19 protein-coding genes, 3 tRNA genes and 1 pseudogene are annotated in these 21,367 nt (G+C 69.6%); 8 read left to right on the top strand and 15 right to left on the bottom strand.

The features are described from left to right. Positions 1-3 precede the first annotated feature (3 nt). The 4 genes from BI335_RS11005 to BI335_RS10990 form a co-directional block, all read right to left on the bottom strand. Positions 4-2,202, bottom strand: coding sequence for a transglutaminase family protein (locus BI335_RS11005; RefSeq protein WP_094430967.1), 2,199 nt, complete (start codon positions 2,200-2,202; stop codon positions 4-6). Next, complete coding sequence (locus BI335_RS11000) at positions 2,199-3,641, bottom strand: DUF58 domain-containing protein (protein ID WP_094430964.1); 1,443 nt, start codon at positions 3,639-3,641, stop codon at positions 2,199-2,201. The genes BI335_RS11005 and BI335_RS11000 overlap by 4 nt, the downstream gene beginning before the upstream one ends. Before the next feature lie 3 nt (positions 3,642-3,644). Next, positions 3,645-4,634, bottom strand: coding sequence for an AAA family ATPase (locus tag BI335_RS10995; protein WP_229117851.1), 990 nt, complete (start codon positions 4,632-4,634; stop codon positions 3,645-3,647). Between the two features lie 89 nt (positions 4,635-4,723). Further along, on the bottom strand, positions 4,724-7,324 hold the full coding sequence (locus BI335_RS10990; RefSeq protein WP_094430961.1) for a hypothetical protein: 2,601 nt from the start codon (positions 7,322-7,324) through the stop codon (positions 4,724-4,726). A gap of 180 nt (positions 7,325-7,504) precedes the next feature. Here BI335_RS10990 and BI335_RS10985 point away from each other — a divergent pair, with 180 nt between their 5' ends. After that, positions 7,505-8,101: a putative glycolipid-binding domain-containing protein gene (locus BI335_RS10985; RefSeq protein WP_094430959.1), complete on the top strand. Its 597-nt coding sequence runs from the start codon at positions 7,505-7,507 to the stop codon at positions 8,099-8,101. 72 nt (positions 8,102-8,173) lie between these two features. On the opposite strand, the gene BI335_RS10980 is transcribed toward BI335_RS10985, so the two are convergent. After that, positions 8,174-8,974 (bottom strand): hypothetical protein, encoded by an 801-nt coding sequence (locus BI335_RS10980; protein ID WP_094404073.1) that lies wholly within the window; start codon positions 8,972-8,974, stop codon positions 8,174-8,176. Between the two features lie 167 nt (positions 8,975-9,141). Between BI335_RS10980 and BI335_RS10975 the strand changes: the two genes are divergently transcribed. Next, positions 9,142-10,632, top strand: a complete 1,491-nt coding sequence (locus tag BI335_RS10975) for a long-chain-fatty-acid--CoA ligase (protein ID WP_094430957.1) — start codon at positions 9,142-9,144, stop codon at positions 10,630-10,632. Positions 10,633-10,983: 351 nt separating this feature from the next. Here BI335_RS10975 and treZ read toward each other — a convergent pair whose 3' ends face one another. The 8 genes from treZ to BI335_RS10935 all read right to left on the bottom strand — a co-directional run bounded on the left by treZ (position 10,984) and on the right by BI335_RS10935 (position 15,404). Then, entirely contained in the window at positions 10,984-12,777 is a 1,794-nt protein-coding gene (treZ, locus tag BI335_RS10970; protein WP_094430955.1) for a malto-oligosyltrehalose trehalohydrolase, read from the bottom strand. A gap of 23 nt (positions 12,778-12,800) precedes the next feature. Further along, positions 12,801-13,895, bottom strand: a complete 1,095-nt coding sequence (locus BI335_RS10965) for a UDP-N-acetylmuramate dehydrogenase (RefSeq protein WP_094430953.1) — start codon at positions 13,893-13,895, stop codon at positions 12,801-12,803. Then, the gene (locus BI335_RS10960; RefSeq protein WP_094430950.1) at positions 13,888-14,271 is read right to left on the bottom strand and encodes a MaoC family dehydratase; all 384 of its coding nucleotides are present in this window, start codon (positions 14,269-14,271) and stop codon (positions 13,888-13,890) included. Before BI335_RS10960 ends, BI335_RS10965 begins: the two co-directional genes overlap by 8 nt. Then, positions 14,264-14,704, bottom strand: a complete 441-nt coding sequence (locus tag BI335_RS10955; RefSeq protein WP_094405536.1) for an FAS1-like dehydratase domain-containing protein — start codon at positions 14,702-14,704, stop codon at positions 14,264-14,266. The genes BI335_RS10960 and BI335_RS10955 overlap by 8 nt, the downstream gene beginning before the upstream one ends. A gap of 63 nt (positions 14,705-14,767) precedes the next feature. Next, positions 14,768-14,935, bottom strand: a complete 168-nt coding sequence (rpmG, locus tag BI335_RS10950; protein ID WP_026927683.1) for a 50S ribosomal protein L33 — start codon at positions 14,933-14,935, stop codon at positions 14,768-14,770. A 56-nt stretch (positions 14,936-14,991) separates the two neighbouring features. Further along, positions 14,992-15,068 (bottom strand) — tRNA-Met (locus BI335_RS10945). A gap of 47 nt (positions 15,069-15,115) precedes the next feature. Then, a tRNA-Thr gene (locus tag BI335_RS10940) sits at positions 15,116-15,188 on the bottom strand. 131 nt (positions 15,189-15,319) lie between these two features. Further along, a tRNA-Tyr gene (locus tag BI335_RS10935) sits at positions 15,320-15,404 on the bottom strand. A 111-nt stretch (positions 15,405-15,515) separates the two neighbouring features. On the opposite strand from BI335_RS10935, the gene BI335_RS10930 reads away from it, so the two are divergent. Next, entirely contained in the window at positions 15,516-16,007 is a 492-nt protein-coding gene (locus tag BI335_RS10930; RefSeq protein WP_094430949.1) for a YajQ family cyclic di-GMP-binding protein, read from the top strand. 26 nt (positions 16,008-16,033) lie between these two features. Here BI335_RS10930 and BI335_RS10925 read toward each other — a convergent pair whose 3' ends face one another. Beyond that, complete coding sequence (locus tag BI335_RS10925) at positions 16,034-16,558, bottom strand: CGNR zinc finger domain-containing protein (RefSeq protein WP_094430947.1); 525 nt, start codon at positions 16,556-16,558, stop codon at positions 16,034-16,036. Between the two features lie 25 nt (positions 16,559-16,583). Here BI335_RS10925 and BI335_RS10920 point away from each other — a divergent pair, with 25 nt between their 5' ends. The 4 genes and pseudogenes from BI335_RS10920 to BI335_RS10905 all read left to right on the top strand — a co-directional run bounded on the left by BI335_RS10920 (position 16,584) and on the right by BI335_RS10905 (position 19,123). Then, positions 16,584-17,252, top strand: coding sequence for a LysE family translocator (locus tag BI335_RS10920; protein WP_208109351.1), 669 nt, complete (start codon positions 16,584-16,586; stop codon positions 17,250-17,252). 6 nt (positions 17,253-17,258) lie between these two features. Continuing rightward, a pseudogene (locus tag BI335_RS10915) lies at positions 17,259-18,244 on the top strand (IS481 family transposase). Positions 18,245-18,443: 199 nt separating this feature from the next. Further along, complete coding sequence (locus BI335_RS10910) at positions 18,444-18,653, top strand: hypothetical protein (RefSeq protein WP_094430945.1); 210 nt, start codon at positions 18,444-18,446, stop codon at positions 18,651-18,653. Further along, entirely contained in the window at positions 18,650-19,123 is a 474-nt protein-coding gene (locus tag BI335_RS10905) for a DUF3237 domain-containing protein (RefSeq protein ID WP_208109350.1), read from the top strand. The genes BI335_RS10910 and BI335_RS10905 overlap by 4 nt, the downstream gene beginning before the upstream one ends. Before the next feature lie 19 nt (positions 19,124-19,142). Here BI335_RS10905 and ald read toward each other — a convergent pair whose 3' ends face one another. After that, positions 19,143-20,258, bottom strand: a complete 1,116-nt coding sequence (gene ald / locus BI335_RS10900; protein ID WP_094404063.1) for an alanine dehydrogenase — start codon at positions 20,256-20,258, stop codon at positions 19,143-19,145. A gap of 75 nt (positions 20,259-20,333) precedes the next feature. On the opposite strand from ald, the gene BI335_RS10895 reads away from it, so the two are divergent. Then, positions 20,334-21,155: an exodeoxyribonuclease III gene (locus BI335_RS10895; protein WP_094430943.1), complete on the top strand. Its 822-nt coding sequence runs from the start codon at positions 20,334-20,336 to the stop codon at positions 21,153-21,155. Positions 21,156-21,367 lie beyond the last annotated feature (212 nt).

Here is a 21,367-nt window from a genome sequence, read left to right as displayed (position 1 = left end):
CGCTCAGGTCCTCTCGACACGCTCGCTGCGCGAGCTGCTCGAGGACCGTGCGGGGTTCGAGGACCGTGGCGTACGCCGTGGCGGTTTCGCGGCCTTCTGCTTCGGCTTCAACCAGACGGCCGGGCTGAAGGACCAGACGAGGCGCTGCCAGCCGCTCGCCTGACCGCGCAGGGCGCGGTCGGCGGCGCGGGCGGTGTCCCAGACCGCCGGGGCGTCCACCGCGGCGGGGGCGAACGAAGCGGTCTCGGCCGCGCGGGCCACGGTCTCGGCCTCGGGTACGCCGGTCGCGGCGGCCACCGACACCGCGGCCCGATTCGGTTCCGGTGGTCGCCCGGAGAGCCGCAGCGAATCCCGCAGCAGGCGCCAGGCACCGAGCGCACCGGCCTGCTGCTGGCGGTTGCGGCGTACCCGGCGGGCGACGGTCAGCCCACCGACGCCGAGCAAACCCAACCCCAGCGCACCGGCCGGGATCCACCACCACTGCAGATCGTCGGCGCCCAGCAGCGGAGCCGGCGGGACGGCCGGGGTCGGTACCGGGGTGGGCCGCGGCGGCGGCGGGCGCTGCTGCCGGTTCGCGGTCGGCGGCTGGACCGAGCTGAGGTCGGGTGTCGGGTTGAACGGCACCCAGCCGAAGCCGGCGAAATAGACCTCCGGCCAGGCCGCGGCGTCGCGGCCGCGGACCACGTTCACATTCGGATCGGTCGCCAGCGGCGAGCCCTGCCCGAAGCCGACCACCACCCGCGTCGGGATGCCGAGCGAGCGGGTCAGGATCGCGAAGGAGGCCGCGAACTGCTCCGAGGTGCCCAGCCGGCCGCCCTTGTCCTCGTTGTCGAAGAGGAAACTGCGCAACCGCGGCAGCGACGAACCGCCGGGCGCGGTGGCGACGAACTTGCGGTCGGCCTTCACGGTCCGCTCGATGGCCTGCACCTGGTCGAGATAGGTGGCCGAGTTCTTGGTGACCTCCTTGGCGTACGCCGCGAACTCGCCGGGCGTGTTCGGCGGCAGCGCGGTGTAGCGCTCCGCCTGGCCGATGTCGGCGGCGGCCAGCTCCGCGAGCCGGGGCGCGTCCACACTGCCGGTCACGGTGTAGGAGACGACCCCGCCGTTGGGCACCTGTGGGCTGATCAGCGCTCCGGTGTCGGGATCGAGGCGGGCGCCGGGGATGGTGACCTCGGTCGGTACGCCGGGGGCCGGCACCCAGCGGGTGATCGGCTTCCAGGTGACGGTGGTGGTCAGCTCCTTCTGGAAGCGGCCCGGCGGCAGCAGCGGGGCCCGGGTGTCACCGATGTCGGCGTACTTGCTGATGCTGTTGAAGGTGACGCCGTCATAGTCGGGATAGACGGCCAGGTGCAGCGGATAGGTGTCGCCGCTGCGGCGCAGGATCTCCTCTTCCTGGCGCTCGGCCCAGGCACCGAGCATCGGCAGCACATTCGGCTCGGAGACCGCTTCCTCGGGCCGGCTGACCAGATCCCGGGGCTGGAACGGCGTACCCAGCGGCACCCAGCCGACCGCCAGCGCGACCGCGCCGAGCACGATCGCGAGCCCGGTGCCCGGCGGCGGCCCGGACCGGCGCCGGGTGACCCACCCGCTCCAGGACGCCAGAATGACCGCGACCAGCGCCATGCTGATCCAGCCGGTGCGGTCCGACCCGCCGCCGCTGAGCAGGTCACCGGAGATCAGCAGCACCAGGCCGGCGGCCAGCGGCGCCAGGAAGAACCGGCGCAGCGGCAGCGCCCCGCCGAGCAGGCAGCCGGCGACCCAGGCGATCACCAGTCCCGGCGCCAGCAGCGGAAGGGTGAGCTGCGCCGGGTAGGGCGAGGTGAGCAGGGTCGGGAAGCTGTCGGCCACCCCGGCCAGCGCGCTCTTGCCGGCCTGCCGCCCGACGGCGATCAGCAGCAGCACCGGGACCAGCGCCAGCACCAGCAGCCGGAGGGCGAAGGCGACCCGCATCCGCCCCAGGGCGTACGCCGCAGCGCCGCCGACCAGCCCGGCCAGGATCAGCAGCGGCCAGGCCGCCATCCCGGCCCAGGCGGCGCGCAAGGAGGCGGTACCGATGATCAGTACCAGCACCGACACGACGAGCCGCAGCCACATCGGGTCGCCCGCGCTGCGATCGACCGGCCGCCGGGCCGGGGTCGCGACCCCGGCGGAAGCCTGCGCGTTGGCGGTGCGGGAGGATTCGGGCATCGTGGGCGCGCTCATCCGATGATCCGATCCCAGAGCCGGGCCAGGTCGATCGAACGGGGGCCGCGCAGCACCTGCACCGCACCCGCGCCGGAGGCGGTGGCGATCGGGTCGCCGCCGCCGTGGTCGACCAGCAGCACCACCCCGGTGGCGCCGCGGGCGGCGATCGCGGACAGCACGTCGGCGCGGGCCTCGGCGCCGCTGACCACGGCCACCGAGTCCAGTGCCCGGGCCGGCAACCGCATCCCGCGGGCCGGATGGTTCGGGTCGTCCTCGCCCGCCTGCACCTCGGCCAGGGCGGCGTACATCCGCTGCACGTCCACCTCGGCGGCGCCGATCCGTTCGCTGACCTGCACATCGACCGCGCCGGAGGTGGTCACCAGGTGCACCGGGTGGTTGTGCGAGACCGCGGCCCGGCAGAGCGCGAAGGCCACCTCGACGGCGTCCTCGAAGTCGGTGTCGGTGCGGCCGTGGTCGGAGTAGTGCTGGGCGGCGTCGTCGAGCACCACCGTCAGGTGCGGGGTGGACGGGTCGGCGTCGTCGCGGACCATCAGCAGCCCGGTACGCGCCGAGGTGGCCCAGTGCAGCCGGCGCAGATCGTCGCCGGGGACGTATTCGTGCAGGCCGACCAGGTCGGTCCCACCGTGTTCCACCGACTCGTCGGCACCGACCGCGGAGCGCCGACGGCCGCGGGCCATCTCGCGGACCGGGATGCTGCGCGGGAGCACCCGGACGTGGTCGACCTGGCCGATCGGGCGGGCGGTCATCGCCAGCCCGAAGAGCCCGATCCGGTGCACGGTCAGCGGACCGACCTCGAGCAGCCCGCGACGCAGCGTCGGTACCCGGTAGTCGACCTCACTGGCGTCCAGATCGACCGACACCTGCTGGGTGAGGTTGCGGGTCACGGTGGCCGGCACGTTCAGCGGGGTGATGTTGTCGCTGAGGGTGGTCCGGGCCAGCCCGGGGCGGCGACCGGTGACGGCGAGCACGGCGGTGCAGTCACCGTGCCGCTCGACCACCGGCGGGGTGAGCTCGCGGCGTACCTTCAACCGATAGGGCCAGACGACCGCGATCACATCGAGCAGCAGCGCCAGCAGCAGGGCTGCGGCCACCCCGAACAGCGTCGCGTACCGCCACCACAGGCCGAGACCGAGCAGCAGCAGCGCGACCGGCAGCAGCACCAGCCCGCGGGTGCTGAGCAGCCACCAGCCGCGGCGGATCTCACCACTCTCCCCGATCCGCCGCGGATCCCGGTCGCGGTCGCCCCGGGTGCGGGGCGGCGGGACGGCGGAGGCGGAGGTGGCGGCGCCGGTGATGGGTACGCCCGCCGAGGCAGGGGCGCTCGCCGACGCGGGAGCGGTCGCCGAGGCGGGAGCGGTCGCCGGGGCCGGGGCGCTCGCCGAGGCGGGCGCACCGGTCCGGTCGGGCCGCAGGCTCGTGACGTCGGGGTCGGACACCGGTCAGCGACCTTCGGGCTGGGGCACCTCGACGCGGGAGATCAGGTCGGCGATCACCGACTCGCCGCTGTCGCCGGCCAGGTCGGCCTCGCGGGTCAGGATCACCCGGTGCGCGAGCACCGGGCCGGCCAGGAACTGGACATCGGTGGGGATGACGAAGTTGCGGCCCTGTGCGGCGGCGTACACCTGGCAGCAGCGGACCAGCGCCCGCAACCCGCGGGTGGAGGCGCCCAGCCGCAACCGGCGGTCGCCCCGCGCCGTCTCGCCGAGCCGGCGTACATAGGCCAGGATCGGGTCGGCGATGTGGATCGCGGTCAGCGTCTGCGAGATCCGGGCGACGTCGGTCGGGGTGGTGACGGGTTCGATCGAGTCGGTACGCCCGGCGCGGGAGCCGGGCCGCAGGATGTTCATCTCCTGCGCGGCCGCCGGGTAGCCGATCGCGATCCGGATCAGGAAACGGTCCAGCTGGGCCTCCGGCAGCCGGTAGGTGCCGTCCAGGTCGATCGGGTTCTGGGTGGCGACGACCAGCATCGGATCCGGCACCTTGTGGGTGACGCCGTCGACGGTGACCGTGCGCTCCTCCATCACCTCGAGCAGCGCGGACTGGGTCTTGGCGGCGGCCCGGTTGATCTCATCGGCGAGCAGCACGTTGGTGAACACCGGCCCGGGACGGAACCGGACCTCCCCGTCGCCGGGATTGAACACCGAGGTGCCGGTGACATCGGCGGGCAGCAGGTCGGGGGTGAACTGGACCCGGCGGGAGTCGCCGCCGAGCGCGCGGGCCAACGCCCGCGCCAGGGTGGTCTTGCCGGTGCCGGGCACGTCCTCCAGCAGCACGTGTCCGTTCGCGAACATCGCGACCAGCACCAGGTCGATCACCTCGCGCTTGCCGTGCAGCACCGATTCCACGGCGTCGCCGAGGTGGCGGTGCAGCCCACGGAAGTCGCCGATCACCTGGTCCGGTACCGGCTGGTTGAGCTGGTCTGTCGTCACCGGGGTTTCCCTCCGCCGCTCGCCTGGCGCACCCACCGCGGGCACGACGGGCACACGTTAGCCAGCCGGGGGCGCAATTCGGAAATGTCCTACTTGGCCCAGACCTGGGTCACCGAGGACTGACCGGCCGCGTTGACCGCCCTGACGCCGACCTTGACGGTCCGACCCTTCGAATCGGGACCGCAACCGACGGTGGCGGAGGTGCTCGTGGTGCTCACCTCACCGACGTCGTTGCAGTAGGCGATGTACTTGGTGGCACCGGCCACCTTGTTCCACCGCACGTTCGCCCCGGTCCCGGTGTGGGTACCGCTCACGCCGGTCGGCGCGGCCGGCGGCTTGCTGGCCGGCTTGGTGGTGGTCCTGGGCGGCGTCGTCTTCTTCGTGGTGGTGGTCGAGGTGGAACCCCCGACCGTCACGGTCGTGCTGGCCGACTTGGAGGTCGATCCGCTGGTGGCGGTCACGGTCACGTTGTGCCTGCCCGATGTGAGCCCCGTCAGGGTCGCCGAGGTGCTGGAGGCGCTGACCACCTTCGCCTTGGTGCCCACGACCACGCGCACGCTCTGACCGGTCGCCTTGAACTTGACCGTCACACTCGTCCCGCTCGCGGACGCGCTCACATTGCTCACGCTGGCCGCGGCCGATGACGGCTTCGGCGAGGTGGTCTTGGTCGCGGTCGTCGTGATGACCTTGCCCGTCAGCCGCGGCCCCGGGGTCGTCGTCTTCGGTTTCGGCGAAGACTTCGGCAGCGGAGTGGCCGACCGACGGGTCGGCGGCCGGGTGGTCGTCGGGGCCTTCGTGGTGGTCGGCGCCTTGGTGGTCGTGGGCGCCTTCGTCGTCGTCGGCGCCTTGGTGGTCGTGGACGGCGGCCTGGTCGTCGTGGGCGGCGCGGTGGTGCTCGGTGCCGGGCCACTGGCCGATGCGGTCGGTACGCCGGAAGCGCTCGGGTTGGGGCCGCGGCTGCCCGGGCCGTCGGTGGGACCATCCGTCGGACCACCGGTGGGGCCGTCGGTCGGGCCACCCGGCCCGGTCGGCGCACCGCCCGGGACGCTCGGGATCGGCAGCGGGCCGCCGGTCGGGAGATCGGTCGGCGCCGGCACCGGCAGGCCGCCGTCATCGGTCGGGACCGGCGCCGGCACCGGGTCGTCCCCGTTGTCCTGGGCGCCCTTGTCGTTGCCGTCCTCGTTGCCACCGCCAGCGTTGTCGCTGTCGTCGTTGCCGGTACCGGGATTGCTGCCGCTGCCGCCACCGTCGTTGTCGTTGGTCGGGTCGTCCTGCAGCGGGCCGTCGTTGTTGCTGTTGTCGCCGCGACCCCGGCCGTTGTTGCCCCGGTCCTGGTTGATCTGGTCCTCACCGGGCACGGTGATGCTGGCATCGGTGGCGGTGTCCTCGCCGCGCGAGCCGCTGCCGCGTACCACCTCGTCGCGGTTGTCGAACTGATCCGGGGAGGTGTTCACCGAACCGCCGGCACCGCTGCCCTGACCGGGCTCACCCTGCATGTCCTGTTGGGCGTTCTCGCGGGCAACCAAGGCCCCCGAACCCTCGCTGGGCTCCTGCACATCGAGCGACTGGGCGCCACCGCGGGCGCGCCGGTCGAAGCGCTGATCGGCGCCGCTGCGGTCGATCTCGATGCCCTCCTCGGCACCGTTCACGTTCAGCATCAGCCGACCCTCGTCGGTGACCGGCTGGGCGTCCTCCTTGCCCGGGGTCATGATCTCCTTGCCGGCCGAGGCGCCGTCGCGGGTCAACCGGATGACCTTCTGCTGGCCCTGGCAGACCACATAGATCACGTCGTTGAACGCCGCCGGGTCGATCGGGCGGTCACAGCCCATCCCGATGGTGGAATACTGGGCCAGCCGTCCGCGGTCCAGCACGACCACCGAACCCTGCTCGGGCAGGGTCGCCGGGACCAGGTCGGCGGGGCCGACCACACCGGTCGGGTCCGCGCCGATCAGCCGGTTCTCCTGCAGTTCGATGTCCTGGCCGGTACCGGCCTGGGCGATCACCCCGGACCGCGAGTCGAACATCGTGATGCCCTTGGGGTGCGGGCTGAGCACCGCACCGGCATTGATCGGTTCCTTCAGCTTGCGGCCGGCGGACTTCACGAAACCGTTCTCGTTGTCCTGCCAGCGCAGCCCGATCAGCTGGCCGTCGCTGGTGGCGGCCCAGATGGTGCCGTCCTCGTCGGCGATCGCGCCGATCAGCTCACCACCCTCGAACTGGTACGCGGTGCCGACATCGGTGGCCTTGACCGGGTCGATCCGGGTGATGGTGCCGCGATCGGAGTCCGCCACGGCCATCACGCCCCTGGCCATCACGACCTTGGCCTTGTCACCGCTGGTACGCCGGCCGGCGCCCGGGTTCGCCATGTCGACGGTGACGACCTCACCGGTACGCCCGTTGCGCAGCACCACGCCGCCGTTGGCCTGGGCGACCTGGATCGGATCACCGGCCCGGCCGACCTGGTAGGACTTCTCCACCCGCTTGGTCGAGGGGTTGTACTGCAGCACCTCACCGGTGGCGGGGTCGGCCAGCCAGGTGACGCCGTCGGTGACCCCGATGGCGGTGGAGGCGACGCCGGTACCGAGCATCACACCGACGATGCCGAGGGTGATGGCGGAGACCGCCGAGGCGTTGGCGATGGTGCGCCCGCGCGGCACGTTCGCCGCCTTGCGGAAGAGTCCAGGACCCACGGTGTTCCCCTCGTCGCACCTGAGATGGTCAGCCGATCGGGACCCGGTTCACTACCACCTGGTTTCCCCAATCGGGGACCATCTTCGCTGATCGATGGGTCAGTCGCCAACCCGCAATCTCACCGCCACGCCGTCCCCGGCGCCGGAAGTTTCCTCTTTTCCGCCCCGTAACCTCATCCCATGCGCCGCCGCATCATCTGGCAGGGCGAGGACGATCCGACCCGCCTCGACACCGCCACCGTCGACATCATCGGCACGACCCTGACCGCCCACGGCACCCAACGCAGCGACGGGCACGCGCTGGCCTGGTCGCTGGAATGCGACGACCGCTGGGTCACCCGGCGGATGCGCGTCACCGCGTACGGTCCGCGTTGGCGACGGGTCCTCGATCTCACCCACGACGGCGCCGGCCACTGGGCGAGCAGCACGCTCGTCGAGGGCGGGCCCGACGACCCGGAGGGCGTGGCCCTCCGCGACCTCGACGGTGACGTGGAGTACGCCGACGCGCTCGACTGCGACCTCGGACTCTGCCCGCTGACCAATGTGATGCCTATCCGCCGCCTCGGTCTGCTCGGCGGCGAGGTACCCGAGCAGACCCTGACGATGGCCTGGATCGAGGTGCCCTCACTGCGGGTGATCCCGTCGGTGCAGCGCTACGCGTCGGCCGGCCCGGGCCGGGTCCGTTACGAGAGCGAGCGCCGCGACTTCCGCAGCGAACTGACCGTCGACGACCAGGGCATCGTCATCGACTACCCGCAGCTCGCCCGCCGTGTGTAATTCTGGGCGGCTCGCGCCCGGGCGCCCAATCCCCGCTCTTGCCGACGCTCGCCACCTGTTGGCGGCTCGCGCTCAATCCTTCTTGCGGGCGTTGGCGTACACCTCGGCCAGATCCTCGGCGGTCACCAGGCGTACCTCGGCGGCGCGGCGGCCGATGGCGAAGCGCACGTTCTGGACCCGCTTGGTGCCGCCGCCGGCGAACGGGTCGTCGCGGGGGCCGAAGGCGATCCGGGAGATGATCCGGATGGCGTCGTCGACCCGCTGCGGTCGGTCGAGGTTCCAGGCGTACCCGTGCCAGCCGAGCACCCGCTCGTAGATCTCCCGGTTCGACGGCGGCCGCGGATAGGAGTCGTCGCCGACCAGCCACGGCTCGGCCAGTGCCAGCGCGACGAACCATTCCTTGGTGCCCTTGCCCAGGTTGGGCGCCGGCGCGGTCATGTCGACGTCGTCCTCGGCCTGCGGGGTGTAGTTCGAGGTGTTCTGCGCCGCGCCGACGTTGACCTCGAGGGTCAGGTCGTCGAACTGGTTGGCCTGCAGCCCCTGCCGGCCGCGGAGCACGGTGACGCTGTTCTCACCCTCGTCGAGCAGCGCGGTCATTCCCTTGACCAGGGTGACCCGCCGCGCGCCACCCGGCGCTTCGAAGAGACTGGCGAGCTGGGCCTCGGTGCTGCCGTGCCAGCGCAGGCGGACGATGTCGTCACCGACCACCAGTTCGCCCAGGATCCGCGAGGTGTGCGGGGTCGACTCGGGCAGCGCCAGGGTGGTCACCTGCAACGTGTTCTCGCCGTCGTCCTCGGGCAGGTTGGCATGCGGAGCACGCCCGAACACCAGTGATTCCTGCGAACCGAGCACCACCGCGGGCATGCCGGCCATTCGCAATTCGACTCGAAGCACTCCGATTCCCTTCGCCGGGCACGAGGCCGTGCCGATCGACCCAACCGGGGTCACGCTAGCGGCACGCCGGGGTCAGCCTTGCAAACCCCCCGCAAACAACTTGTGAATCGCTGCGCCGGCGCGGTACCCACCGGTAGAGTCCCGACATGCCGAACATCGCAACCTGGCTCAAAGACCGCGCCGCAAGCGATCCCGACCGTCCCGCCGTCAAGCAGGGCGACACCGTCCTCACCTACGCCGCCCTCGACGACGCCAGTTCCCGGGCCGCCGCCCGGCTGGCCGAGATGGGGATCGGCCCCGGTGACCATGTGGCGCTGACCATGCCCAATGTCGCCTACTTCCCGGTCGTCTACTACGGCATCCTGCGCCTGGGCGCGGTGGTGGTGCCGATGAACCCGCTGCTCAAGGGTCGCGAGGTGGCGTACACCTGGACCGATGCGGACGCGAAGGCCGCGGTGGTCTTCGCGATGTTCGCCGAGGCGGCCCAGGAGGCGGCGTCGGAGACGGGTACGCCGGTCTGGGTGGTCACCCCGGGTGAGTTCGAGAAGGAGCTGGGCGGGCTGGAGCCGCGCAGCGAGGTGGTGGACCGGGACGGCTCGGACACCGCGATCATCTTCTACACCTCCGGCACCACCGGCCGGCCCAAGGGTGCCGAGCTGAGCCACGACAACATCCTCACCAATGTGCGGACCACCGTGGAGACGCTGTTCGACATCGGCACCGAGGACGTGATCTTCGGCGGGCTGCCGCTGTTCCACTCCTTCGGCCAGACCTGTTCGATGAACGCCGGTGTCGCCGGCGGCGCCTGCCTGGATCTGCTGCCCCGCTTCGACGGGGCCGAGGCGCTGCGGATGATCGCCGAGGACAGGGTGACGCTGTTCATGGGCGTACCGACGATGTACATGGGGCTGCTCGCCGCCGCCGGCAAGGGCGGGGACCACGACACCTCGACACTGCGACTCGGCGCCTCAGGTGGCGCCTCGCTGCCGGTCGAGGTGCTCAACGGGGTGCAGCAGGCGCTGAACTTCAAGCTGCTCGAGGGTTACGGCCTCTCGGAGACCTCGCCGGTGGCTACCTTCAACCACCCCGACCGGCCGGCCAAGCCCGGTTCGATCGGTACGCCGATCCGCGGCGTCGAGGTGAAGCTGGTGAACGCCGACGGCAACGAGGTGCACGAGACCGACACCGTCGGCGAGATCTGGATCCGCGGCGAGAACGTGATGAAGGGCTACTGGGGCAAGCCGGAGGAGACCGCCGAGGCGATCGATGCCGATGGCTGGTTCCGTACCGGTGACCTGGCGACCCGCGACGACGAGGGCTACTACTTCATCGTCGACCGCAAGAAGGACATGATCATCCGCAACGCCTTCAACGTCTATCCCCGCGAGATCGAGGAGGTGCTCTACACCCATCCGGCGGTCGCCGAGGCCGCGGTGATCGGCATCCCCGACGAGCAGGTCGGCGAGGAGGTCGCCGCCGTGGTCACCCTCAAGGAGGGCGCGGAGGCGACCGAGCAGGAGATCATCGATTTCGCGAAGGGCCAGCTGGCGGCGTACAAGTATCCGCAGAAGCTGAAGTTCGGCACCCTCCCCAAGGGCCCGACCGGCAAGATCCTCAAGCGCGAGATCGACTTCTGATCCACCCCACACGCTCCTAGCTCGCCCGGCGCAGCGAAGCGGAGCCGGGCGAGCGTGTCGAGATGAGCGGTACATCTCGACACGGCTGAGCGAGCGACGAAGGAGCCCACACGCTGGCTGAGCGAGCGACGAAGGAGCGAGTCGAAGCCACGGATCCCTTCGTCTTCGCTCGTTCCTCGCTCGCTCGTTCCCCACTCTGCGGCTCAACTCCCACTCTGCGGACCGCATGCGAGCCGCGAAGTGAGAGTTAGGCCGCGAAGTCAGAGCGGCCACGATCAGGCCCGGCCGCCGCACAGCCCCTCGGTACATCTCGACACGGCAACCGTGCTCCGCTTCGCTCCGCTCGGCTGCCTACTCGATGAGCGTCGAAGGCCCAGCCGCCAGCAGGACGATCGACCACGCGCCCAGGCGTACCCCGTCCTCGCCCACCTCGACCTCGCCGCTGCTGAACAGCGTCTCGGCGGCACCGGCCAACGGGACCGAGGCCGGCTCCGCGCCGAAGTTGACCGCGATCGTCAGCCGGTCGCCGCGGGTCATCCGCAGCCAGCCCGCGGCGTCGTCGAAGGCGACCGCGGTCGAGGCGAATCGCGGGTCGCTCAGTTCGGGATGGGTACGCCGCAGCCGGATCAGGTCGCGGTAGGCGGCGTACAACTCCGCGTGCTGGCCCTCGGCCACCTCGGACCAGTCGAGCATGCTGTCGGTGAAGGTGCTCTCCGCCTGCGGGTCGGGTACCTCGACATTGCCCCATTCCATCTTGGCGAACTCGGCGCGCCGGCCCTTGCTGACCGCCTCGCCGAGCTCCGGTTCGGGGTGCGAGGTGAAGAACGCCCACGGCGTGGACGCCCCCCATTCCTCACCCATGAAGATCATCGGGGTGAACGGGCCGAGCAGCACCAGCGCCGCGGCGATCGTCAGCTGGTCGGTGGTCAGCCGGGTGGCGAGCCGGCTGCCGTCGGGGCGGTTGCCGATCTGGTCGTGGTTGTCGGAGCAGACCACGAACCGCCAGGTCGGGGTCTGCGCCAGATCGACCGGGCGACCGTGCCGGCGGCCGCGGAAGGTGGACATCGTGCCGTCGTGGAAGAAGCCCTGCTCCAGCACCTTGGCGAGCGAACCCAGCCCGGCGAAATCGGCATAGTAACCGGAGACGTCACCGGTCAGGTTGGCGAGCAGCGCATGGTGGAAGTCATCGCTCCACTGCCCGGTCAGCCCATAGCCACCGGCCTCCCGCGGGGTGATCAGCCGCGGATCGTTCAGATCGGATTCGGCGATCAGCGACAGCGGCCGGCCGACGAAGGCGCTCAGCGCATCCACCTCGACCGCCATCTCCTCGAGCAGGTGCGTGGCCCGCTCGTCACCGAGGGCGTGCACCGCGTCCAGCCGCAACCCGTCGACGTGCATCTCCCCCAGCCACAGCAGCGCGTTCTCGATGATGTAGCGGCGGACCTGGTCGGAGTCCTCCCCGTCCAGGTTGATCGCCGCACCCCACGGGTTGTTCACCCCCTCCTTGAGGTAGGGGCCGAACTGCGGCAGGTAGTTCCCGCTCGGGCCGAGGTGGTTGTAGACGACGTCCTGGATCACCCCGAGCCCGCGCTGGTGGCAGGCGTCGACGAACCGCTGGTACGCCGCGGGGCCCCCGTAGGTGTGGTGCACCGCGTACCAGTCGACGCCGTCGTAGCCCCAGCCGTGCTCGCCGTTGAACTCGTTCACCGGCATCAGCTCGACGAAGTCGATGCCCAGCTCGACCAGGTGGTCGAGGCGTTCGATGGCGCTGTCGAGGGTACCGCCCTCGCCAGCCGGGCCGGGGGTGAACGTGCCGAGATGCAGTTCGTAGATCACTCCCCCGGCGAGCTGCCGCCCGGTCCAGGCGTGGTCACCCCATTCGTGGTCGGTCAGGTCGAAGGTGCGGGAGGGGCCGTGAGCGCCCTCGGGTTGCCAGCGGCTGCGCGGGTCGGGCAGCGGGGTCGGGTTGTCATCGATCAGGTACGCGTAGTCGTGCCCGGTCTCGAATGCGCTCTCCGGCAACCGGTCGGCGGGCTGCCACCAGCCGTCCGCACCGCGGGTCATCGGGTGGTCGGTGCCGTCGAGCCGCAGTCGCAGTCGTTCGGCGCGGGGTGCCCAGACCTGGTAGCTGACGGGGCGGGTCATCGAGTTCCTGCTCCTCTCGGTCGTCACAGCGTGCAGCCGACGAGCACCGGCTCGTTGACCAGGCGTACGCCGAAGCGTTCCTCGACGCCGACGCGGATGGTGCGAGCCAGTTCGAGCACGTCGGCGGCGCGGGCCCGGCCGCGGTTGGTGAGCGCCAGGGTGTGCTTGCTGGAGAGCTGTGCGGCACCGGTGCCGACGTCGGCGCCGAAGCCCTTGGTGAAGCCGGCGTGGTCGATCAGCCAGGCGGCCGAGGTCTTCACCAGGCCCTCCCCCGCCGGATAGCGGGGCGCGTCGTCGGGCAGCGCGGCCGCCTGCTCGAGGGTCAGGATCGGGTTGGTGAAGAACGAGCCGGCGCTCCAGGTGTCGTGGTCGCCCGGTTCGAGGACCATGCCCTTGCCGCGGCGCAGCGCGAGCACAGCCTCCCGGGCGTCGGTGGCCGGTACCCGCTGGCCCGGCTCGACCCCGAGCCGACGCGCCAGTTCGGCGTACCGGATCGGCGCCGAGAGGTCGCCCAGCTCGAATTGGAACGCCACCGAGAGCACCACCCAGCGGTCGGGTTCGGCCTTGAAACGCGAATGACGGTAGGAAAAATCGCAGTCGGCGTTGCTGAACGTGCGCACCTGGCCGGTGGTCCGGTCGAGGGTGCGGACCCGGGCGATGGTCTGCGAGACCTCCTGGCCGTAGGCCCCCACGTTCTGGATCGGGGTGGCGCCGACCAGCCCGGGGATGCCGGACAGGCATTCGATGCCGACCCAGCCCTCGGTGACCGCGCGGGCGACGAGGTCGTCCCAGACCTCGCCGGCGGCGACGGTCACGAACGCACCCGCGCAGGCCGAGGAGTCGACCTCGATGCCGCGGGTGGCGATCCGGATCACGGTGCCGGCGAAACCCTCGTCGGCGACGACCAGGTTGGAACCGCCGCCGACCAGCAGCACCGGTTCGCCGCGCTCGTCGGCGTCGCGGACCCCGGCGATCAGCTCGGCCTCGGTGGTCGCGGTGACCAGGGTGCGTGCGGGACCGCCGACGCGCAGCGTGGTCAACTCGGCGAGGGTGCTTCCCTCGTTCCCCGAGTAGGCCGCCTGCGGCCGTGTCGAGGGGATCTGCGGGGCCTCAGCCACGGCGTACCTCCGCGCGGCCCTTGCCGACGGTCTGGTCGCCGCAGCTGGCGGTCACGGTCACGGTGTCGGTCTCCTCGCCCTCGCTGAGCGTGCCGGTGAAGACCACCTCGGTGCCGTCGTCGTCATCGGGCACCGGTACCGGCTTGGAGAACCGGAACTGGCAGGACGCGATCCGAACCGGGTCGCCGCACCAGTCGGTGACCACCCGCATCGCCAGGCCCATGGTGAGCATGCCGTGCGCGATCACCGAGTCGAGCCCCAGCGCGTGGGCATGGTGGTCGGAGTAGTGGATCGGGTTGAGGTCACCGGACGCCCCGGCGTACCGGACGAGTTGCTGGCGGGTCAGGCGTACCCGCAACTCCGGAAGCTCACTCATCGGCGTCCTCCCGATCGGAGAGCGCCTCCGGCGCGGGCCGGGTGTGGAAGAGGCTGGCGGTGACGGTGCCGAGGTGTTCGCCCTGCGTGCTGTCCAGGCTGGATTCGACGGTGATCATGTCGACCTGGCCGCGCACCCGGACGCCCGCGATGGTGGTCGTCGCGACGACCTCGTCGCCGGCGCGCAGCGGGCGGCGGTAGCTGAACTTCTGCTCGGTGTGCATGGTGCGGCGCAGGCTGAGCCCGAGTTCGGCGTCGTCGAAGAGGGCCTGCCAGCCGGCGAGCAGTACGCCGAAGGTGGGCGGGGCCTGGTCGGGGTGGGCTGCGACGTCCTCTCCCAGTGCGGCCGCGAACTCGGCGATCTTGCCGGCGGTCACCTGGTAGGGGGCCGAGGGCGGATAGCTCCGGCCCACGTGCTCGCTGGAGATCGGCATGGGATTCAACCTAACGCAAGGACGCCGCCCACCCGAGGGTGGACGGCGTCTTCGCAGCGTGGATCAGCGGGTCTCGCGATGCGCGGTGTGCGAGTGGCACTTCGGGCAGAACTTCTTCAGCTCAAGACGATCCGGATCGTTGCGCCGGTTCTTCTTGGTGATGTAGTTGCGCTCCTTGCACTCGGTGCAGGCCAAGGTGATCTTGGGCCGCACGTCAGAGCTCTTGGCCATTGTTCTGTCCTCGTCGGTCGTCTGTGCTGGTGGGACTGTGCCGGGACGGCACGGGGTGGTAGCGAGAGCGGGATTCGAACCCGCGACCTCACGATTATGAGTCGTGCGCTCTCACCAACTGAGCTACCTCGCCATGGGCCCCGACACCCCCTCGATCGTACGGGGATCCCGGAAACTCAGAGCCCCCAAGCAGAATCGAACTGCTGACCTTCTCCTTACCATGGAGACGCTCTGCCTACTGAGCTATAGGGGCCTGGCGCATCGCTGCACCGAGGGAAAAAGATACAGCGCTCGGCGCGGCCGGGGCAAATCGCATTCTCGGCGTACGCCATCAGCGGTCGCCGAGAACGCAGAAGGGGCGCCCGGCGTACCGGACACCCCTGGTGGTGGCAGGTGTTGGATTCGAACCAACGTAGGCGAAGCCGACGGTTTTACAGACCGCTCCCTTTGGCCGCTCGGGCAACCTGCCAAGGCCCCCACTACCGCAGCGGCCGGAGAGCAACGATAGCAACGCCGCGCGCCGGTGGGAAATCGGTTCCGGCCCGCTCCGGCCCGGTCGGCGACGGCTAGGGTGAGCGGCATGGCATCTGAGAGTTCCTTCGACGTCGTCAGCAAGGTGGACCGACAGGAGGTCGACAACGCCCTCGGGCAGGCGGCCAAGGAGATCCGGCAGCGCTTCGACTTCAAGAACACCGACTCCTCGATCGAGTGGTCCGGTGAGGACATCGCGATGGAGTCCTCCACCGAGGAGAAGGTCAAGGCGATCTGGGACGTCTTCCAGTCCAAGCTGGTCAAGCGCGGCATCTCGCTGAAGGCGGTCAAGGCCAGCGACCCGCGGGTGTCGGGGAAGAGGTGGAAGATGACCGCCTCCACCGCCGAGGGCATCTCGACCGAGAACGCGAAGAAGATCGCCAAGCTGATCCGCGACGAGGGCCCCAAGGGTGTGAAGACCCAGATCCAGGGCGAGGAGCTGCGGGTCTCCAGCAAGAAGCGCGACGATCTGCAGGAGGTGCAGCGGATGATCCGCGAGGCCGACTACGACTTCGCCGTCCAGTTCGACAACTACCGCTAGCTGTAATGACCGGACAGGTTGATTGATCAGGCTTGCCGGTTCCTTGCGCGATGGCGTCGGACGGCTTCTCTGCTTGCGCATCGTGGAGAGCAATAGCGCTGCGTCCCGTTGCGTGAGATGTCGACGATCACGTTCAGGCAGGGGATTGACGTGCAGCGCCCAAGGCGAGTGATGCCGCGCGTCGTCAGGTGTAGCGCGGTCCCGACGGCGATCACTGATTGGAGCACCACTGGCAGGTCGTCGTCGGTGTCGCGGTAGTGCAGATGCCAGCCCTCTCCGTTGTGGTCAGTCAGACGCGGGTATGCCGCGACGGCCGCCATCTGGTCGTTCAGTAAGGCGGCCCGGTCATCGGCACACTCGGCGTCGACTACGCGCAGCCACCGGTCCACGACCACTTTGCAGCGGGAGTGATCGCCCGGCTGCTCGGGGAAGGGCATGGTCATGCCGTGGTCACGCGTGCGGGCGACGACCCCTGAACGATCCTGCGGCCAGTCATTGGCGAGAGATTGTGCGAGGAGGACCGCATACTCGCCGTAAGGGTTGAGTTGCATAAGGCCATTACAGCATGGTTGCTTCATGGTAACTCTCCTGACGACGTTTCCCGTCTCGACCCAAGCGGCCTTCGGGATGGCTGCCGCCGCAATGGCAATGGTGCTCACTCCAGGGCCGAACATGATGTACCTAGCCTCGCGCAGCATCGGGCAAGGCCGCCGTGCGGGCCTGGTGTCCTTGGCCGGGACGGGAGTGGGTTTCGTGATCTACATGCTGGCGGCCAACTTCGGCCTCGCGATCGTGTTCGTTGCCGTGCCGTGGCTGTTCATCGGGCTCAAGGCGGCTGGCGTCGCGTACTTGGCGTGGCTGGCCTGGCAAGCGCTGCGCCCGGGCGGTGCCGGTGTCTTCGAGGTGCGCGAGCTGCCTGGTGACAGCGACTGGCGGTTGTTCCGGATGGGCTTGGTCACCAACTTGCTCAACCCGAAGGTCGCGATCATGTACCTGACGCTCATCCCACAGTTCATCGACCCGAGCCGTGGGAGCCAGGTCGTGCAGGGCATCACTTTGGGCCTGCTGCAGATCGGTGTCAGCATGGCGGTCAACGCACTTATTGTGATTGGTGCTGGCTCGATCGCCAGATTCATCGAAGGCCGCCCTGGCTGGATTGTTTGGCAGCGGAGGGCCACCGGAGCCCTGCTCGGGGCCGTGGCGATCCTGCTTGCTCGTGAAGTTCCCGCACGAGCTCAGAGCTGAGCTGCCATGTCTCACGCGAACGCAGCTTTGACTCCCCGCCACCGATTGAAAGTTGCTCGCCTCGTCATCGAGGATGGGTTCCCGATCAGCGAAGTAGCCGCCCGATTCCAAGTCTCCTGGCCCACCGTGAAGCGCTGGGTCGACCGCTACCGCAATGGCGAGCCCATGCACGACAGGTCGTCGCGCCCGAGATTCTCACCCAGCAAGACCAACAGAGCGATCACGAAGCGGTGCGTGAGCCTTCGAATGCGACTACGAGAGGGACCGGTCCAGCTCGCGTCGCGGCTGCACATCGCGCCGTCCACCGTGCATCGCATTCTCACCTCCGCACGCCTGAACCGCCTCGATTACGTCGACCGCGCCACGGGCGAGCCGATCCGGCGATACGAACATCCTCACCCGGGCTCGCTCGTCCACGTGGACGTGAAGAAGCTCGGGAACATCCCACACGGAGGGGGCTGGCGGTTTGTGGGCCGCCGTCAGGGTGAGAGGAACCGTTCCGCCACCCCGAACAAGCCGAAGAGCAAGTGGCACAATCCGAAGCTCGGCTACGCGTTCGTACACACCCTCATCGAGACCACTCACGCGTCGCCTATACCGAGATCCACGACGACGAGACCGCCGTGACCGCGGTCGGGGTCCTCCATCGCGCGGTCGAATGGTTCGCTGAACGCGGCGTCACGATCGAACGCGTCCTCTCGGACAACGGTGGTGCCTACCGGTCCCACCTGTGGCGCGACACCTGCGAAGCCCTCGCCATCACACCGAAGCGCACCAGGCCCTACCGCCCGCAGACCAACGGTAAGGTCGAGAGGTTTCACCGCACCATGGCCGACGGCTGGGCCTACGCCCGCTGCTACTTCAACGAGCAAGAACGCCGCGACGCGCTCGAAGACTGGCTCCACCACTACAACCAGCACCGCCCTCACACCGCATGCGGCGGCCAGCCACCATTCTCACGATTGACCAACGTCCCCGGTCAGTACAGCTAGCCGCGCTCCCTGAGCGAGGAGCGCAGCTGACCCCGCTCCCTGAGCGAGGAGCGCAGCGACGAGTCGAAGGGACCCGGGGTCGCACCGCGAAAGTCCCGGATCCAGCACGCGTACCGCCCCGCGGTGCGCTGACCCGCGTTCCTTCGTCGCCGCCGAGGCACGCGCGCTGGCTTCTGGACTTTGCACCTAGGCTGATCCCATGTCGAGCATCCGCTGGTCCTTCGCCGCCCTGGGCTGTTTCGTGATCGCCCTGCTGGCGGTGCTGGCCGCGAACGTGCCGCCCGGGCGGAATGCGCCGACGCTGTGTTTCATCATCGCCGGGGTGGCCGCGCTGATCGGGGTCTTCTTCCGGATCCGGGCCCTCAAAGAACTGCGCCAGGCGTACCGGGAGCGCGGTCAGCAGCAGTGATCTCTTCGGCGCCTCCTCCCCCAGAACTCGACTACCTGGCCACCATCGAGGTGCTGGTCGCCGAACCGGTCGAGGTCGGGCAGACGCGCGCGGGCCGCCGCCGGGTGATCCCCATCGAGGGCGGCACCGTGACTGGTCCTCGGCTGCGCGGCCGCGTCCTGCGCGGCGGTGCCGATTTCCAACTGATCAGTTCCGCGACCACCTCGGAGCTCGACGCGCGATACGTGCTGGAGGCCGACGACGGTGAGCGACTGTTCGTCACCAACACCGCGTACCGCACCGGCACCGCCGCCGACATCGAGGCGCTGGCCGCCGGTGAGCGGGTGCCCCCGGAACGGATCTATTTCCGGTGCGTACCCCGCTTCGAGGTCGCCGGTGAGAAATGGCGTTGGCTGGAGCACACCGTCGTCATCGGTTCCGGTCGGCGCGACCCGGACCGGGTGATCATCGACCTCTGGCACGTCCGCTAGGCAGCGCGGATCGGGCAGTTCAGGAGAGCACCTGCTCCAGGTCGGTGTACGGCAGGTCGAAGGCCTCGGCGACACCGGCATAGGTGACCTCGCCGGCGTACACGTTGAGGCCCTTGCCCAGGGCGGGGTCGGCCTGTAGCGCCTCCCGCCAGCCGAGATCGGCGATCTTCACCGCATAGGGCAGGGTCGCGTTGGTGAGCGCGTGGGTCGAGGTGTGCGGGACCGCGCCCGGCATGTTCGCCACGCAGTAGAAGGTGCTGTTGTGCACCTTGTAGGTCGGGTCGGCGTGCGTGGTGGGATGCGAGTCCTCGAAGCAACCGCCCTGGTCGACGGCGATGTCGACCAACACCGAGCCGGGCTTCATCCGCGAGACCAGCTCATTGCTGACCAGCTTCGGCGCCTTGGCACCGGGAATCAGCACCGAGCCGATCACCAGGTCGGCCTCGACCACGTGCTCGTCGATGGCGTACGCCGAGGAGGCCAGCTGGTGGATCCGGTTCTGGTAACGCCAGAAGATCATCCGCAGCTTCTCCAGATTGGTGTCCAGGATGGTCACATCCGCCCCCATGCCGAGCGCGATGTTGGCCGCATTCTGGCCGGCGACCCCGGCACCGAGCACGACCACCTTCGCGTTGGCGACACCACCGACACCGCCCATCAGCACCCCGGAGCCGCCCTCGGGCTTCATCAGCGAATGCGCCCCGACCTGCGGCGCCAGGCAGCCGGCGACCTCGGACATCGGATAGAGCAGCGGCAGCAGTCCCGAGGACAATTGCACCGTCTCGTAGGCGATCGCGGTCGTCTCCGATTCGATCAGCCGCTCGGTCAACGGCCGGTCGGCGGCCAGATGCAGATAGGTGAACAGCACCAGATCCTTGCGCAGCCGGTGGTATTCCTCGGCGACCGGTTCCTTGACCTTGAGCACCAGCTCGGCGCTCCCCCACACCTCGTCGGCGTCATCGATGAGCTCCGCGCCCTGGGCGGCGTACTCCTCATCGGTGATCGACGACCCGACGCCGGCACCGGATTGGATCAGCACCTGATGGCCATGGCTGATGAGTTCGTGCACCCCGACCGGGGTGATCCCGACCCGGTATTCGTTGTTCTTGACCTCGGTCGGTACACCGATACGCATCCTGCCCCCTCGCCATTGACGTTGCCTGTTCAGCGACAGTAACCGAGTCGGTCCGGCTGGCTAGGATCGGGGGTCATGCGCATCGCCACCTTCAACGTCAACGGCATCCGTGCCGCGCACCGTCGGGGTTTCCGGAACTGGTTGGCCGAGGCGGATGCGGACGTGGTCGCGCTGCAGGAGGTACGCGCGCCGGCCGAGCTGGTGCCGGCCGAGGCGATCGACGGCTACCACTGGGCGTACGAGCAGGGCACGCTGCCCGGTCGGAACGGGGTGGCGATCATGTCGCGGGCCGAGCCGTCGGCGGTACGCCGGGGCTTCGGCAATCGTGAGTTCGACACCGAGGGTCGCTATCTGGAGGTCGACCTGCCCGGGCTGACGGTCGCCTCGCTCTATCTGCCCAAGGGCGGAACCCTCTTCGAGGATGAGAAATCGGCGACGCGGTTCCACCGCAAACAGCGCTTCCTGAAGTCGTTCGCACGGCATCTGACCCGGTCCCGGCGGCAGGCGGCGAACGCGGGCCGCGAGTTCCTGGTGATGGGTGATTTCAACATCGCGCACACCGAGCTGGACCTGAAGAACTACAAGACCAACAAGAAGTCCGAGGGCTTCCTGCCCGAGGAGCGGGACTGGTTCGGCTCGGTGCTGTCACCGCGCACCCTGGTCGATGTGGTCCGCGGGCTGCATCCCGAGGTGCCCGGTCCCTATTCCTGGTGGAGCTGGCGTGGCCAGTCCTGGACCAACGACGCCGGTTGGCGGATCGACTATCACCTGGCCTCCCCCGGTCTCGCCGCACGCGCGGTCTCCGGTGGCACGATGCGCGCGGATTCCTATGAGGCAAGGATTTCCGATCACGCCCCGGTCCTGGTCGAGTACGCCGACCCCACGCTCATCGAGTAGCGAGCCATGCGGAGCCCGCGGAGCAATGGCTCGCGACGGTCCTATAGATCGTCAAGTGGTCATGAGGTCGGTTTTGAGGTTTCGGTAGATGGTGCGGGCGAGGTGGCGTTTGAGGCATCGGATGGTTTCGGCGCGGGTCTTGTGTTCGCTGGTGCGTCGGTGGAAGTAGGCCTGGGTGTCGGGGTCGCGGCGCAGCCGGCCGATGATGACCA

The sequence above is a fragment of the Enemella evansiae genome (genome assembly GCF_002250705.1).
GTDB classification, from domain to species: Bacteria; Actinomycetota; Actinomycetes; order Propionibacteriales; family Propionibacteriaceae; genus Enemella; species Enemella evansiae.
The sequence above is the reverse complement of the archived record's forward strand: the minus strand, read 5'-3'. Positions and strand labels throughout refer to the sequence as shown.

Bases quoted from the DNA above. Each gene is read 5' to 3' on its own strand.
- BI335_RS10910 (WP_094430945.1), top strand. From the start codon at position 18,444: ATGTCGAGCATCCGCTGGTCCTTCGCCGCCCTGGGCTGTTTCGTGATC.
- ald (WP_094404063.1), bottom strand. From the start codon at position 20,258: ATGCGTATCGGTGTACCGACCGAGGTCAAGAACAACGAATACCGGGTC.
- BI335_RS10960 (WP_094430950.1), bottom strand. From the start codon at position 14,271: ATGAGTGAGCTTCCGGAGTTGCGGGTACGCCTGACCCGCCAGCAACTC.
- BI335_RS10980 (WP_094404073.1), bottom strand. From the start codon at position 8,974: ATGGCCGGCATGCCCGCGGTGGTGCTCGGTTCGCAGGAATCACTGGTG.
- treZ (WP_094430955.1), bottom strand. From the start codon at position 12,777: ATGACCCGCCCCGTCAGCTACCAGGTCTGGGCACCCCGCGCCGAACGA.
- BI335_RS11005 (WP_094430967.1), bottom strand. From the start codon at position 2,202: ATGAGCGCGCCCACGATGCCCGAATCCTCCCGCACCGCCAACGCGCAG.
- BI335_RS10955 (WP_094405536.1), bottom strand. From the start codon at position 14,704: ATGCCGATCTCCAGCGAGCACGTGGGCCGGAGCTATCCGCCCTCGGCC.
- BI335_RS10985 (WP_094430959.1), top strand. From the start codon at position 7,505: ATGCGCCGCCGCATCATCTGGCAGGGCGAGGACGATCCGACCCGCCTC.
- BI335_RS10920 (WP_208109351.1), top strand. From the start codon at position 16,584: ATGGTAACTCTCCTGACGACGTTTCCCGTCTCGACCCAAGCGGCCTTC.
- BI335_RS10930 (WP_094430949.1), top strand. From the start codon at position 15,516: ATGGCATCTGAGAGTTCCTTCGACGTCGTCAGCAAGGTGGACCGACAG.
- BI335_RS10975 (WP_094430957.1), top strand. From the start codon at position 9,142: ATGCCGAACATCGCAACCTGGCTCAAAGACCGCGCCGCAAGCGATCCC.
- rpmG (WP_026927683.1), bottom strand. From the start codon at position 14,935: ATGGCCAAGAGCTCTGACGTGCGGCCCAAGATCACCTTGGCCTGCACC.
- BI335_RS10895 (WP_094430943.1), top strand. From the start codon at position 20,334: ATGCGCATCGCCACCTTCAACGTCAACGGCATCCGTGCCGCGCACCGT.
- BI335_RS10925 (WP_094430947.1), bottom strand. From the start codon at position 16,558: ATGCAACTCAACCCTTACGGCGAGTATGCGGTCCTCCTCGCACAATCT.